Origin of the sequence: Desulfobacter curvatus DSM 3379 (assembly GCF_000373985.1) — a bacterium.
GTDB lineage: Bacteria > Desulfobacterota > Desulfobacteria > Desulfobacterales > Desulfobacteraceae > Desulfobacter > Desulfobacter curvatus.
The window spans coordinates 1-15375 of record NZ_KB893133.1; the positions used below are offsets into that span (position 1 = coordinate 1).

At 44.3% G+C, this 15375-nt stretch carries 13 protein-coding genes and 1 pseudogene; 5 read left to right on the forward strand and 9 right to left on the reverse strand.

Annotated features, from left to right (window positions below; genetic code table 11):
- Positions 1-431 precede the first annotated feature (431 nt).
- From B147_RS0126895 to B147_RS0126905, 3 genes are all read left to right on the forward strand, one after another.
- Positions 432-2663 (forward strand): tetratricopeptide repeat protein, encoded by a 2232-nt coding sequence (locus B147_RS0126895; RefSeq protein ID WP_169400735.1) that lies wholly within the window; start codon positions 432-434, stop codon positions 2661-2663.
- Positions 2664-2980: 317 nt separating this feature from the next.
- On the forward strand, positions 2981-3859 hold the full coding sequence (locus B147_RS32610; protein ID WP_020590294.1) for a PEP-CTERM sorting domain-containing protein: 879 nt from the start codon (positions 2981-2983) through the stop codon (positions 3857-3859).
- Positions 3860-3981: 122 nt separating this feature from the next.
- Complete coding sequence (locus tag B147_RS0126905; protein ID WP_020590295.1) at positions 3982-4521, forward strand: LOG family protein; 540 nt, start codon at positions 3982-3984, stop codon at positions 4519-4521.
- On the opposite strand, the gene B147_RS0126910 is transcribed toward B147_RS0126905, so the two are convergent.
- The 7 genes from B147_RS0126910 to B147_RS0126950 form a co-directional block, all read right to left on the reverse strand.
- Positions 4518-6284 carry an aminopeptidase P family protein gene (locus B147_RS0126910; RefSeq protein ID WP_020590296.1) on the reverse strand — a complete coding sequence of 589 codons (1767 nt, stop codon included), beginning with the start codon at positions 6282-6284 and terminating at the stop codon, positions 4518-4520. The two genes, B147_RS0126905 and B147_RS0126910, sit on opposite strands and share 4 nt — an antisense overlap.
- A 16-nt stretch (positions 6285-6300) precedes the next feature.
- Entirely contained in the window at positions 6301-7008 is a 708-nt protein-coding gene (locus B147_RS0126915; protein ID WP_020590297.1) for an ABC transporter ATP-binding protein, read from the reverse strand.
- Positions 7001-7798: an ABC transporter ATP-binding protein gene (locus B147_RS0126920; protein WP_020590298.1), complete on the reverse strand. Its 798-nt coding sequence runs from the start codon at positions 7796-7798 to the stop codon at positions 7001-7003. Before B147_RS0126920 ends, B147_RS0126915 begins: the two co-directional genes overlap by 8 nt.
- Positions 7799-7800: 2 nt before the next feature.
- A complete protein-coding gene (locus tag B147_RS0126925; protein WP_020590299.1) occupies positions 7801-9018 on the reverse strand; it encodes an ABC transporter permease subunit in 1218 nt (405 codons plus the stop codon).
- Positions 9019-9034: 16 nt separating this feature from the next.
- Positions 9035-9943, reverse strand: coding sequence for a branched-chain amino acid ABC transporter permease (locus tag B147_RS0126930; RefSeq protein ID WP_020590300.1), 909 nt, complete (start codon positions 9941-9943; stop codon positions 9035-9037).
- A 117-nt stretch (positions 9944-10060) separates the two neighbouring features.
- Complete coding sequence (locus B147_RS0126940) at positions 10061-11182, reverse strand: branched-chain amino acid ABC transporter substrate-binding protein (protein ID WP_020590302.1); 1122 nt, start codon at positions 11180-11182, stop codon at positions 10061-10063.
- Positions 11183-11373: 191 nt separating this feature from the next.
- Positions 11374-11568 (reverse strand): hypothetical protein, encoded by a 195-nt coding sequence (locus tag B147_RS0126950; RefSeq protein ID WP_020590304.1) that lies wholly within the window; start codon positions 11566-11568, stop codon positions 11374-11376.
- Positions 11569-11892: 324 nt separating this feature from the next.
- On the opposite strand from B147_RS0126950, the gene B147_RS0126955 reads away from it, so the two are divergent.
- A complete protein-coding gene (locus B147_RS0126955; RefSeq protein ID WP_020590305.1) occupies positions 11893-12261 on the forward strand; it encodes a VOC family protein in 369 nt (122 codons plus the stop codon).
- 288 nt (positions 12262-12549) lie between these two features.
- On the opposite strand, the gene B147_RS0126960 is transcribed toward B147_RS0126955, so the two are convergent.
- Positions 12550-14172, reverse strand: a complete 1623-nt coding sequence (locus B147_RS0126960) for a response regulator (RefSeq protein ID WP_020590306.1) — start codon at positions 14170-14172, stop codon at positions 12550-12552.
- Between the two features lie 463 nt (positions 14173-14635).
- Between B147_RS0126960 and B147_RS0126970 the strand changes: the two genes are divergently transcribed.
- Positions 14636-15148, forward strand: a complete 513-nt coding sequence (locus tag B147_RS0126970) for a YncE family protein (protein ID WP_020590307.1) — start codon at positions 14636-14638, stop codon at positions 15146-15148.
- Positions 15149-15189: 41 nt separating this feature from the next.
- On the opposite strand, the pseudogene B147_RS32615 reads toward B147_RS0126970, so the two are convergent.
- Positions 15190-15375: pseudogene (locus B147_RS32615) on the reverse strand (IS66 family transposase); the annotation flags it as partial.

The window sequence follows — 15375 nt, forward strand, 5'->3', positions numbered from 1 at the left end:
GGAATGAAAATCTTCGGTACAGGCCATGGTTTGTGTAGGAAGAACTACCTTTCCGATGCCTTCTGAAAGAAGGAAAGGCGGAATTTTCCCAAAAAGGAGTGGGCGGAACAACTTCGGCCGACCTTTTATTATTTATGCGTCAGCACTGACGCGTCATGTTTCCACTTGTGCCTAAAACAAAATTTATGATAACTTTCTAAGTTAATGTTTTCGAATTCGTTTTTTATCATTTTTAACCCCGCCGGGATGTGCCGCAGCGGCAGATCCTTATGAATTTAAAAAGTTAGAGAGAAAATATTATGACCTATTTTAGATATAAAAATCCAATTGTATTATTATTCGCCATTTTTCTTTTTTTTAGTTTCGTTTTAATTTCATGCTCCGATCAAACACAAAGTGCCCAAAGATATATGGCTTCCGTCGATGCATACATGAAAAACAAAGAATATAAAAAGGCTGAAATCGAATTGAGAAATGTTTTGCAAATAGATCCGCTCAATGAAGATGCATATATAAAGTTAAGTGAAATTTACCGGATTTTAGCCAAACCTGAAAAAGAGATTAAGGTATTATTACAGGTGACCTCCTTGAATCCCGATAATCTGGAGGCCCAGCACAAACTATGTCAGGTCTTTCTTCTGGGTAAACAAACCAAACAGGCTAGAGAAACAGCGCAATTTATACTTGCCAAAGACCCGAACAGCATTCGGGCATATCATATGCTGGCCACAGTACAGGTACAGGAAAGAAACGTTGATGCAGCAATAAAAACCCTGAATAAAGCCATTGTCCTGTCCCCTGACAATCCTCATCTATACCTGTTTCTCGGATATGTACAATATTATAATAACAGGGACTTTCCAAGTGCAGAGGCCTCATATTTAAAAGCCATCTCCATCGACGACACAATCCTTGAGTCATATCAAGAACTTGCAAATATCTATGTTAATGAGAAAAAAATAGATAAGGCAGAAGCCTTGCTGATCAATTTAACTAAGACCTCAAAAAACAGAGTCGGAAATCTTGCCGTGCTGGCCGATTTTTATGAAATGCAAAATATGTTGAAGAAGGCTGAAAATACGCATAAAACAATCATCAACGAGTCTGACCCCAAAGACTATAAACCGGTATTTAATTTAGCTCTTTTTTTCGCCCGTCATCGGAACTTTGAAGAGGCCGTCGAATATTTTAACCAGGCATTGGCGATAGATAACATTTTAAAAATAAGAGAAAAGCTTGCGACTGCGTACTTCGACCTGGACAGATACAAGGATGCTCGTGAACAGGCCGATTTAATATTAAAAACACAGCCGAATAATGCCGTGGCCCGGTTGGTGCTCGCCCAGCTTTTGATGGTGGATAAAAAGTATGCCGCTGCTTTGGAAATGCTTGAGCAGGTTATTGTCGTAGACAATAAAAATGTCACTGCATATTATTTAAAAGCAGCATGCCTTTTGGAGAAAGATCTTAAAAAGTTACCGGCCCAGCAGATCCGGATGGCGGCAGCCGGTAATGTGAGTGCGGAAGACTGGAAAAGAGACCTTGCAGTAGAGAGCCTTAAAACGGCCATCAATCTTTCGCCGGAGCACTTTATGGCCAGACTGATGCTGGCAGACATATATATCCAAACTAACCAACTGTCACTTGCAGATCAACAAATCGCTTCCGTATTAGAACTATCTGAAAATAATTTTATCGCATCTTTGATGCTCGGAGATGTAAAAATACTTCAAAAAGACTGGCGTTCTGCTGAAACTATATTTAAAGAAATTATCGAAAAAGCTCCCACATATTCATGGGCCTATATCAAATTGGGTACTGTATATGATGCCCAAAAAAAATCCAAGCAAGCGCTTGCAGAATTTAAAAAAGCCCTGGATATTGATCCTTTGAATATGGATGCCATGAGAAATATCATAAATGCCTATATGAGCCATGGACAAAAGGAGGATGCCGTCAAAATTTTGGATGCTCATTCACGGCATCCGAAACTGACCTCATATGAAAAAGGATATATTGAATTTTTGCTGGGGAAAATTGCATTATCTCAAAATCTATTGCCCCAGGCCAAAGAACACTTTAATCAATCAATTCAAATCAACAATAAAACGACGCCTTCGTATGAAGCTTTGGCAAAAATTTCCGAAGTAAACGGCGATAAACCCATGGCTATTAATTACTATGAGGCTATTCTTGCATATAATCCGGAATACATTCCCGCCCATATGAATTTGGCCCGTATTTATAAGTCTGAAAGGAATATGGAGAAAACCAAAGAATCTTTGGAAAAAGTGCTTGAGATAAAAGATGATCATGCAACAGCGGCCAACGAAATGGCGTATATCCTGGCAGATGAAGGTAAAGATTTACAAAAAGCGCTGCACCTGGCAAGGATTGCAGAATCGCAAGTCCCAAATAATCCCAACATATTGGATACCCTTGGATGGATTTATTATAAACAAAAATCCTATGAACTGGCGATTACTAAACTGCTTGACAGTTTAAATATCAATCCTGACAATCCGGTTACAAATTACCATCTCGGATGGGCATATTACGATACCGGCAGATATGAAAAAGCAAGAGAATATATGAGAATTGCCTTAAAATTAAATCCAAATTTTGAGGGGGCTGAAAAAGCCAGAAACTTAATTGGTGGATAGAAGGCTTTCTTGGGAAAAAAACCCTATAAGTGTGAAAAAAATTTCTTATAGATAGTGATAAATTTTCATAATTAATTCGATAATTCTCTTTTCATAATGCTTGCTTTGATGCATATAAAAATATTTTTTGTTGGAGATTAGTGATAAAAAGTTGATGATTAACATGTGGTTACGGGAAACTATAACCACATGTTATGTGAGGCATAAAACTAAAAACGATATGACGTCCTTATTGGTATTATAGTTGCATTTATACAATTCCATACTATAGAAACGCTTTTTAGGTAAAAAATGGAAAAGGCAATAAGGGGTTGTCAATGAAGAAAAGTTTTAAGTTTGCAAATAATTGTTTGATGAGTATATGTCTGACAGGAGCCTGCGTCTTTATGTTTGCTTCAAGTGCCTATGCCGACGGAAGCATGCTAAGTGATTATGGGGGTGGGACCTATCACACAAGCCGTGGATACAATTCCCAAGCTACCATTGCTCAAGAAGGGCTATGGTATGCAGACCATAATACTACAGAATGGCAGGAATTGGGGGCGCCTAATGGGTATGGTGTATCCTGGAGTAGTAATGGAGGTGAATTCGGCCATGATGACCTTTATGTCGGGGACACCGTTACATTCAGATTTAATATGCACTCTGAAAATGTCGGAAATCATTATGCCAATATTTTGAAAGGCTGGATTGATTGGGGTACTGATGCCAATAGTTATACGTTTGGTGACGACAATGATGTAGTTTCCGGGTTTAAAACACTCCGGGACTATAAAGGAGATACAGCACAAGATCATTATACCTTTGATTATGGATATAATGATTATTATAATCATAATGATGAAGGTTATGGTAATGACAATTACGAGGTTACTACTGCTGCGATTACGATAACAGAAGACATGGTCGGAACAGCATACCTGAGGGCCAGGGTGACATGCAGTGATTCATTAAGTCAGTCCGTATTGGGGTATTATAGCTGGGATCGGCAGTGGTATATTAGCGCAGACGACTACTTAACGGCTTTTAATGCTTACGCTGATTATGGTCAGGGTGAAATAGAAGACTGGAAAATTAACGTTCTCAATGGTGGCGGTGGCGGTGGCGATCCAGTTCCCGAGCCCGCTACATTGGTATTGTTTGGCATGGGATTGATTGGGCTTGCCAGAGTCGGCAGAAAAAAAGCCAAGCATTAAACCCCTTACGTATATAAAACCTATTAAAAACAAGGCAGGTGTGTTAGTCTCCTGCCTTGTTTTGTATTTTAATAGGGTAGAAAAACGTCGTCTTTATCAGGCTATACATCGGTGACATAAAAATGAAAAAAATATGTGTGTACTGCGGTTCAAGTGACGGGGCTCGCCCTGAATACGGACAGGCCGCCGAAGCTCTTGGCCGGGCCATGGTGGCAAACGATATAGATTTGGTTTACGGCGGGGCCAGTGTAGGGCTCATGGGTAAACTGGCTAACACCGTTCTCAGCGGCGGAGGCAGGGTTTCGGGCGTCATACCCGAATCCCTTGTAAACAGGGAAATCAGCCATCCCGGCTTAACAGAACTTGTGGTTGTAGGTTCCATGCATGAAAGAAAGTCCATGATGGCCGAACTGTCGGACGCATTTATTGCACTTCCCGGCGGTATCGGCACCATGGATGAACTGTTTGAAATACTGACCTGGGCTCACCTTGGGATTCATAAAAAACCTTGTGCGTTGCTCAACGTGGCCGGGTATTATGATCATTTGAATGCGTTTATGCAGCATGGCGCCGGCCAGGGATTCATCAAAAAAGAGACCACGGCAAAACTCATTATCAAGAAAGATCCCAAGGTGCTGCTGGATCTGTTTCTTGAGCGCTAAAGAGGCTTTGTCTTATGTTCAAGCCATTGCCGGACCGGGGCTTCAAGACCCGGTGCAAGCCGCTCATAAACCATCTGGTGATAGTCATTAACCCAGTTGATCTCCGTTAAACTCAGCATGACTTTATCTATAAGGCTGCGCTCAAAATGACAAAAAGTCATGTTCTCAAATTTTAAGAATTTGCCGAATTGCGTTTTTTCGCCTTCAATAACAAGAACCATATTTTCGAGACGGATTCCGTATCGGCCTTCCCGGTAAAGCCCCGGTTCGTTGGTCAAAAGCATGCCGGGAGCAAGGGAGATATCCACGGGAAGCGTGCTTAAGCGTGCCGGACCTTCGTGTACACACAGGAAAAATCCCACCCCATGGCCTGTACCGTGCCCAAAGTCTAATCCCTGCTGCCATAAATGCCGGCGGGCCATGGCGTCGATCTGGTACCCCCTGGCTGTGGCGGGAAAACGTGCCGTTGCAACGGCAATATGGGCCTTGAGCACCAGGGTGTAATCCCGGATCTCCTGACTTGTCGGTGAGCCTAAGTGCACGGTGCGTGTGATGTCCGTGGTGCCGGTCAAATAATTGCCCCCGGAGTCGGTGAGAAACATGGCGTCCGGGCTTAGGGACAGATCCGTATCCGGGTCGGCACTGTAATGGCAGATGGCTGAATGTTCCTTAAACGCCATAATGGAGTCAAAGGAGGGGTGGATAAAGGCGTCCTGTTCTTTACGAAAATTCAAAAGTTGTTCTGCCGCTGACATTTCAGTTTTAGGCGCATCGCTTGTGTCAAGCCAGTGCAGAAAATTGACCACAGCCCGGCCGTCTTTGACCGCAGTATCACGGATATGGGAGATTTCAACTTTGTTTTTAAGACATTTAAACATGACCGTTGGGTTTGGCATCTCAATAATATCCGAGCGCACTTCTATGGCCTGGTAAATAAAATCTGAAACTTTTTCGGGATCAAGTAATATCCGGAATTTTTCGTCCAGATCCTGAATCATTTCGTAAAAATCGTCGTAGTCACATATTGTAACGCCATCCTTCTTAAGGGCTGTCCCAAGTGCCGGACTGACCTTGGCAGGATCAATGAATAAACGGATTGTATCCTTGGTGATCAAAGCAAAGGCAAGGTTCACCGGATTGGTGTGAATATCTTCACCCCTTAGATTAAAAGTCCAGGCAATATCATCCAAGGCGGCCAGCACATGGCAGTCTGCATTGCAATCTGCCATTTTTTTACGTATGCGGGAGAATTTCTTTTTCCGGGTCTCTCCGGCATAGATGACATCCAGCTCAAAGGCCGGAGTCCGGGGTTTAAGCGGCCGATCCTGCCACAGATCGGAAATAAGGTCTGTGGTAGTGTCCAAAAAAATTCCCTTTTGTGCCAGTTTTTTTTTCAAACTGCCGGCCTGGGCCGCAGACATCATTTTTCCATCCAGGGCAACGCGGCCATTAGCGGACAACGTCTGGGTCAGCCATTCGTCAAAGTACGGGATATCCGTATCGCCCTGCCTGAAAAGTTCAAAGCCGTCCATCTGGGCAGCAGCCTGGATCCAATAGCGAAAATCCGTCCACATTCCGGCATGGGTTTTTGTGACCACAGCCGTACCGGCGGAACCGGAAAATCCGGTCAGCCATTTCAGGGCCTGCCAGTGTTCGGCCAGGTATTCGCTTTGATGGGGGTCCCCATTGGGAACGATCACGGCACTGACCCCGGCCTCATCCATTTTCTGTCTCAGGAGGTAAATTTTATCGTGTGTATTCAATTATTCATTCCTTATGTTACATGCCAAGATATGCTTTTTTGATCTCTTCGTTGGCCAGAAGTTTTTTCCCTGTGTCGGTCATGGTGATGGTACCGGTCTCCATAACATATCCCCGGTCCGCCACTTTTAGGGCGAGATTGGCGTTCTGCTCCACCAGGAATATGGTGGTTTTATATTCCTGATTGATTTTTGTTATAATATTGAAAATCTGCTTGGTGATGATGGGCGCAAGCCCCAGGGACGGTTCGTCGAGCAGCAGCAGCTTAGGCTTGCTCATGATGGCCCGGGAAATGGCAAGCATCTGCTGTTCTCCACCGCTTAAGGTGCCGCCTTGCTGATTCCTTCGATCAGCCAGAATGGGAAACAGTTGAAAAACGTTATCTATATCTTTTTTAATTTGATCTTTATCTTTTCTAAGAAAGGTGCCCATATCCAGATTCTCCATGACCGTGAGATAGGGAAAAATCCTGCGGCCTTCCGGCACCTGGCTGATGCCCAACCCTGCGATTTGATCCGCCGGCATGCCGGTGATATCCCGGCCCTGGAATTCAATGGTACCGCAGGTGGCAGGCACTACCCCGCACAAGGTCATCAGGGTTGTGGATTTGCCCGCGCCGTTGGCACCAATGAGCGTGATGATCTCACCTTCCCGGACATCCATGCTGATATTCTTTAGGGCCTGAATATTGCCGTAATAGGTTTCTACGTTTCTGATCTTAAGCATCTATCTCTTCTCCCAGGTAGGCCTTGATCACCACCGGATTATTCAGTATCTGGTCAGGGGTGCCTTCACCGATTTTTTTTCCGTAATCCACCACAAAGATGTTTTCAGACAGAGTCATGACCAGTTTCATGTCGTGTTCGATTAAAAGGATGGAGATTTGTTCTTCGTCTCTTAACTTCAGAATCAATTCGTTCAGCGCCTCGGTCTCTTTGGGGTTCATTCCGGCCGCAGGTTCGTCCAGAAGAAGCAGAAACGGATCCGTGGCCATGGCCCTGGCAATTTCCAGACGCCGTTGGGCACCATACGGCAGGTTGAGTGCCAATTCATCCACATATGTTTCAAGACCGATTTTTTTTAGGATATCGTAGCTTTTATCCACGATAAATTGTTCTTCGGTCCGGGTGGCGGGGCCTCTGAAAATGGCGCCAAGGATACCGGCCTTTGTAACCGGATAGCAGCCGATCATGACATTTTCCAGAACTGTCATGGACGCAAACAGCCGGATGTTCTGAAATGTCCGGGCCAGTCCCCTGCGAGTCACCAGGTTGGGTTTGAGCCCGTTGATTCTTTCTTTGGTGGCATCCGTTCCATTCGGCCTGATAAAAATATCTCCCTGGGTGGGGGTATAAATGCCTGTGATACAGTTGAAAAAAGTGGTTTTTCCGGCTCCGTTGGGACCGATCAGTGCGGCAATCTCCCCTTGGTTGATACTCAGGTCCAGGCCGTTGATGGCCCGCAGCCCTCCGAAATCCATGGTCAGATTTTTAACTTCCAAAATGGGTTTATTCATAACTATTGCCCAATGGTGTGTTCGTGTTCTCTGTAGTGATAGGTCTTTCTTACGTTTTCGATCAGGCCGCCGGGTTTGAAAACCATCATCAACACCAGGACAGCGCCAAAAACGATCATCCGGTATTCAGATACGGCTCGAAGATATTCAGGCAGAAGAATCAGCATCAAGGCACCGGAAATGACACCGGCAATGGAGCCCATGCCGCCCAACACGACAGTACACAAAATGATGACCGATTCCCAGATGGTGAAACTGGCCGGATTCACAAATGTGGTCTTGGCAGCAAAAACAACCCCGGCCATGCCGGCCCAGGTGGCCCCCAAGGCAAAGGCGCGCAGTTTGGTTGCGGCTTTATCAATACCCATGGCTTGGCAGGCGATTTCATCATCTTTCAGGGCAATCCAGGCCCGTCCGATCCGGGAGTCCTGGAGACGGTTGATCACAAAGATGGTAAAAATAACCAAGGCCACAATAATATAATATAGATAGACAGAGTGCTGTTGGAGTGTCAGATCAAGCCCGAACAGACCGGGTTTGGGGATATTGGCAATGCCGCTGGGACCTTTGGAAAATTCATTCCAGTTTTCAAGGACCAGACGGATGATTTCACCAAAGCCTAACGTAACAATGGCCAGATAGTCGCCTCTCAGGCGGAGCACAGGGTAGCCCAGGATAATGCCCATAATGGTTCCCAGAAGGCCTCCTATGGGGAGTACCATCCAGAAGGTCAAACCAAAATGCAAATTCAAAAGTGCATAGGCATAGGCACCCACGGCAAAAAAGGCCACATATCCCAGATCCAGAAGGCCTGCCAGCCCGATGACGATGTTAAGTCCTAATCCCAGCATCACATAAATCAATGCTGAAATCATGATGTTGGTCTGGTACATGGAAAAGGCGTGGGGAAACACCAGGGTGGCAATTGCCAACAAAACCATGGCGGGAATAAAGAATCGTTTTTCTGCCAAATGTTTTCTGATCGCAGATATTTTTTTACCTGGACTAAATTTACCTGTATTTTTTTGTTTGCGCTTCAGCATGTAGCGCCACAGTGCGGACAGGAAAAAAAAGGCAATACCGATAAAGGCCATATTCCACCAGCGCCATTCAATGGTTTGGGTTACGGTATTGACCTTGATCACCATGATAGGGAAGGTCAGGAACATAAACCAGACCGCTGCTATGGTGGAATGTTTGAGTTCTTGTAACAGATTCATAATTTCTATCTTTACTTTAGACTTTTTGGGTTTCCGCCCGGCCCAGAATTCCGGATGGTCTGAAAATCAGGATCAGAACCAGGAATAAAAAGGCAAACACATCTTCATAATCACTGGAGATATAACCGGTGAAAAAACTTTCCGTCCACCCCAGGACAAGGGAACCTAAAACAGCGCCGGGAATACTGCCGATGCCGCCTAAAACGGCTGCCACAAAGGCCTTGATGCCGGCAATGAACCCCATATAAAAATTGATTTGGCCGATGTGCGAGGCAATGAGCATGCCCCCGATGGCAGCCGTGCCGGACCCGATAATAAAGGTTGAGGAGATGATCCGGTTGACATTGACCCCGAGCAGCATGGCCATGGTCTTATCCTGGGACGTGGCCCGCATGGCCTTGCCGATCCGGGTAAACTTGATCAGAAAGGTTAACCCAACCATGACGATGATCGTGGTGACAATAATGGCAAGCTCCGGGGCGGACATGATGTGTGCATAGGGTTCCCAGAATTCAAAATCAGGAATCAGGCTGGGAAACGGCAAAAAATCCGATGTCTGGGCAAGCAATACATAATTTTGAAGAAATAAAGACATGCCGATGGCGCTGATCAGAGCGGACAGACGGGGGGCCGTTCGCAGGGGCTTGTAGGCGATTTTTTCCATGGTATACCCGTAGCAGCATGCATAACATACTGCTGCTGCCGCTGCAATCAGCGTAACAGCCAGGGCAGGAAAGCCTGACATGGTTAAAACCGTGGAGATGATCAGCGCGGTAAAGGCCCCAATCATATAGATTTCTCCATGGGCAAAGTTAATCAGTTCAATAATGCCGTACACCATGGTGTAACCCAGGGCGATCAAGGCATAGATGCTGCCCCGGGTCAATCCGCCCAGAAACAGCTTTAAAAAAAATTCATAATCCATGTGTAACCTGTTTTCTCAAGGGAAATAGAAAGGCCGATATCCGGCAAGACACAAGGGGGCAGGCATATGCTGCCGGCCCCCTCCTGTATCATTAGGTTAATCAACCTTACTTACTAATTACTTTTCTTCAACAAATTTGCCATCGGTGACTTTGTATACGGAAAAGCCAATGCCTGTGGCATCACCATTTTCATCAAAACGGATTTTCCCCAAGGGTGTTTCAACATATTCAGTTCTCAAAGTCTGAACCACCTTGTCATAGTCAGCGGAGCCGGCTTTTTCAATGGCATTGAGCAAGGCTTGGGTGGCGGCATATGCCGCGTCAAAAAAAGCACCCGGATCAGAACCGAATTCTGTCTGGTGTTCCTCTTTTGCCATTTTGGCCATGGGGTTGTTGGAAATATCCATGGGACCTGTGGCATAGACGCCTTCAGCATACTCACCGGCGACCTTAATAAAGGTATCATCCTTTACGCCGTCAGCGCCCATGAACAGCGTATCCATTCTCTGTTTTCTCATCAACGTAACGATCTTGGAGGCTTCAGGATGGTAGCCCCCCCAGACAACCAGGTCCGGCTGTTGTTTTTCCACTTTCGTAACAATGGCTGAATAGTCCACGGCACCCGGCGTAACCCCTTCAAACAGCAGAACATTCACACCGGCGTCCTCAAAGTATTTTTTTGCAAGTTCTGCCTGGCCCTTTCCGTAATCCCCTTTGTCGTGCAGGATAACGACATTTTTAACATTAAGGGTATGGGTGGCAAATTCAACCTGAAGTTGGGCCTGTTTGGCGTCATGGGGGATGGTTCTGAAAAAGTTGGGATAATCACCGGACAAAGTCAGATCCGGATTGGTGGCAGACGGAGACATGGCAACAACCTTGGCTTCCTTGTAAATACCTAAAGCCGCTTTGGTTGCTCCGGAGCAGATATGACCCATGACAACGTCGACACCGTCTGAAATCAATTTGGTTGCGGTGTTTCCGGCAACTTCGGGTTTACAGGCATCGTCTTCCACCAGCAGCTCCACCTGTTTGCCCAAAATACCGCCGTTGGCATTGATTTTTTTGACGACCAGCTTGGCTGCATTCACCGATGGGAGTCCATAGGATGCAAGATCACCTGAATGTGCGCCGGCGACCCCAAGTTTAATGGTCTGCGCCTCTTCTTCTTTTTTTCCACAGGAAAAGATAAGGCAAACAGCCAATAGACAACCCATTGCAAATAAAATTTTTTTCATTTCTTCTTTCCTTTTTCTATTTGGTTAAGGGATCTCATCATGATCTTTATTATACCTATACCAATAGTAGTGTCAATTAGGTGATGGCGGTAGGCTATGTATGAAGATAATATCCAGGTGCCGCTAAAAAGGAACTTTTTAGCGGCACCTGGATATTCGGAAGAAGAATCTTTAGAAGAGAGAATAGGAAATTAGGCTTTCTCTTTAATTTCCGTTTCGGACTGGATAACGGAATCTAACTGATCTAACTGATGGATGCCACGCAAGCTGAAGTTCGCACCTAAACCGATCTCCTCGGTCCCTTTAAGTCTTAAAATGTTATTGTCGATGATTCTAAGAAAATCAAAGATGTCACTTTGTACTTGGGTTTCAGTTGCTTCAATCATTCGCCTTCCTCCCTGTTTCAATCTTTAAGGGTTTTATTTAGAGAAAATTGATTATTTTTTCCTCTTTTACGTACGTGCGAAATATAATATCAACAGCAGATAGGGCAAATCAATCAGGGAATCCCTGATTTTTTATGACTTTTTTTACCATATCAACCTAATATTTTGCGATAATTATGACTTTTTTTTCTCTTGACCCCATGCAGGGACCCCCTTATGGTAAGACTATGATATTATTTTAAGTCATTGTAAAATTATCATTAGTCAACAGAATTTGTGCAGTGCAGGTTTAACTTTTTTTAATTTGGGAGCAAAAAAATAAATATGGACTTCACAATTGATCATTTCAATATCAATGTACTGGACCTGGAAAAGAGTCTGGCTTTTTATGAAAAAGCACTCGGCCTTACGGAGCTGAGAAGAAAAACGGCTACAGACGGGTCCTATGTTATTGTATTTTTAACGGATAATCAGTCCGCCAACAAGGTGGAATTAACCTGGCTCAAAGACAGGAAGGTGCCTTACGATCTCGGCGATGAAGAATTTCACATTGCATTCAAAACAGATGATTTCCACGCAGCCCATGCCTTGCATGAGAAGATGGGGTGTATCTGTTATGAAAATAAGGAGATGGGGATCTATTTCATCAATGACCCGGACGGGTATTGGCTTGAAATTGTGCCTGCAAGATAATGACACATTAAGGCACTGAAGCAGGGCCTGCAAAAAGAATATAACAGCCGTGGGCTGATCTGGTCTATCAGTACCCAGGCTCAGCCCACAACGAAAGTTGAAAGATCTGTGTTAGTTACACAGACTTTCTTATAAATAATGCCTGAATATTTCGGCCCGGCACGTCATTTTAGGTAAAAACAGGTTGTGGTCAACCTTCATTTCGTATCGACATTGTAAGCTAAAGGCAGCATTCAATAAAATATTTAAAATATCGATCTGATCTGTACCTGAAATCATAAAAGACATTTAGAAGAAGGTGTTGATTTTATCTTGAAGCTGATCTGCCGTAAACGGTTTTTTTATAAAATCGTTGGCCCCCATTTTTTTTGCTAATTGCTCTTGTGACTGCTCTGATTCCGTGGTGGCAATTACAATGGGAATACTATCCACAGAGTGATTTGCCCTGACTTTTTGGGTTAACTCTATTCCTGTCATTACCGGCATGTTAAGATCCGTTAAAATCAGATCAAATGAATTGTCGGATTCGAGTATATCCAATGCTTGCTGACCGTTTTCAGCCGCTGTGACTGCGATCTGCATCGCTGAAGCAACAGTGCGGTAAAATGCCAACATGGATTTTGAATCATCAACAATAAGTATTCTTTTTTTGAGTTTGCCTGAAGAAATCGATTCGATTTTAATTGCATCAGATTCAGCCCTTTTGTTTTCCATTGATTTTAGCTTGTTAGAAAATGCACTGCAAAGCCCCTTGTCGTTTGATTTAAGAATCGCTTCAATCATTTTGTTGCCGATTTTCTCATCTTCATAAAGAGATTCGAACAAGGCCAGCGCTCTTGATGCAACAACTGCATTGATTAATCGGGAACTATGGTCGTCTTCTTTTTCGATAATCCCCTTTAATTTCTTTGCCACACCAGGGTTGATTTGATTGTTGAGTGAAGTGATCACAGCGATAAGTATTGATGGGTCCTGCTCCAAAAGTCCGTCGGTAAGGAGAATAAGGCTCTTCATTGAGAATATTTGACCCAAAGCTTCATAAACGGCAAACTTGACATTGGGATGGTCGGCAACCCCTTTATCAACGGCGTCTACAATCAAGTCCGCCCCTTTTTTATCACCAATGGCCCCAAGAATGTTTACTGCCATGATTTTCAAATCCGTATCGGCATCTAATAGAAAAGGTGCGATATAGTGGATGGTTTCCGGGCCGAGTCTTGGAAATACTGCATGAATGATTCTTCTGGCCACCGGATTACGATGATGAATTTTTGACGCCAGAAAGGATATTGCCCTGTCGGTATTTATCATTGCCAGTGCATCAATTGCGCCGGCAACAACTATATCGCATTCTTCATAACGGTCATCAGCCTCTGATTCCTCCACTATTTTGCACAGCGCATCAACAGAATCAATATCTTTATAATTTCCAATGGCTTCAATGGATAAGGACGCGATTAAAGCGTCGCTATGATGTAAATATTGCCGAAATATGTCAAGTGCTTCAGGCGGCTGGATTAATGAGAGTGCAGACAGGATTTCAAACCCTTCGTTATAATGCGGATGCCCGGGTATCAATTCAGATGATTGTTCTGAAATAAGATCCGAAAACAGCTTGATCAGAGTAGAAGTAGCAGACGAACACTTTTTTCGGCAACAAACCTGCAAGCTTATTTTTTTAATATTCGCATTATCGGACATAAGGCCTTTTACGGTTTGCTCCTCGTTTCCCAATAAAAGGGATCTGAGCGTATTTTCAGCCATGGCCGTTGCTTGATCAAACGGATCACTTTTTTTGCATAACTCGACAAGCTTAGGGATTGCAGCATAGATTTTCTTTTTTTCAATATCCTTTAGTAGCTTGACTTGTTCAGTGAAATTTTTTGATGCAAAATTTTTAAGCGCGTCCATTAAGTTCTCCTTCCCCGGTTTTTATTCCCAGAAACTTGAAAAAAATAAATGCCACAGATTTTGCGCCCAAGCTGTATTCCTATTCAAGGCGAGCCTTAAGGTCCAACAAATAATGCGGATAAAAAGGCAAACAGAATAGAAGGCTTTATTTTTATCCGATTCCCTTACACGGGAGCGCCAGCCACAAGCGACAATACATTGAAAAGCGGGTCAGATTTGCTCTATATGGTAAAAGGTTACGATTATAAAGGTGGTGGACGAAATAACCTGCCTTACTTATTGGATACTCTATCGAAAAACGGCATGATTGGCAACCCATCACGCCAAGATCTGCGCAAGTAAATATTTTACGTCATTTATAATTTCGACGCAAAATTATTTGTTGCTTTTTGCCTAACGTTTGATATCAAAGATAACAGGCTCAATACCAGTCATTTGAGAACGCCTATCAAAACAAGGCAATTTGCTGGCGCAGATTGATTTCTCAACGTCCCCACTACTTGGTCTTGCCTTTAATCCGGCTGACAAGAAGGTCTACATCTGCAACACCGGTGATCTGGTTGGTGATACATTAGGATCACGAATTCAACGTGTTGACGCTGAATTTGAAGGCGAAGTGGAAGACGTAATTGCTGTCCCTCACCCAGGTGCGCCAGGAGAGAGAACAGTTGTTAATCCCGACATCAGTGAGGACAAGATCGTTTTCGGTAACTACGCTGCAGCTCCCAACGCCATGGTCTTTGACAGCGCCGGTAATCTCTACTTTTCTGATTCCTTTCAGGGCGCAATTTTCGAGATAGAAAATGTCGCCAACGCGGAGATACCTGAGATAAAGACCATCGCCCACGACTCGCTGCTTGCCACTGCCGGCTTTCCTCCCTTTGGTGCCAACGGCCTGGCTATTGATGAGGAGAGCAATATCCTCTATATTGCGTGTCCCTTCGGTAAACATGCACAAAGGATTTTTTTAGGATAGCTCAGCTGAACTCGTCACAAGAGAGGGGGGCTGCGATTATATTACGCTGACGAGGTTTTGTAATTCCAAGGCATCCACCGGGAAGGATCAGTTCTCAGCTCAGTTGCGTTATTCAGCAATGTGATCAAATAATCAAATGGATTGACCTTCATCAGATTGCAGGTCTGGATCAGGCTCATGAACATATCACCAACAAAGGCACCATGTTCTGTTTTATAAAATAGTGA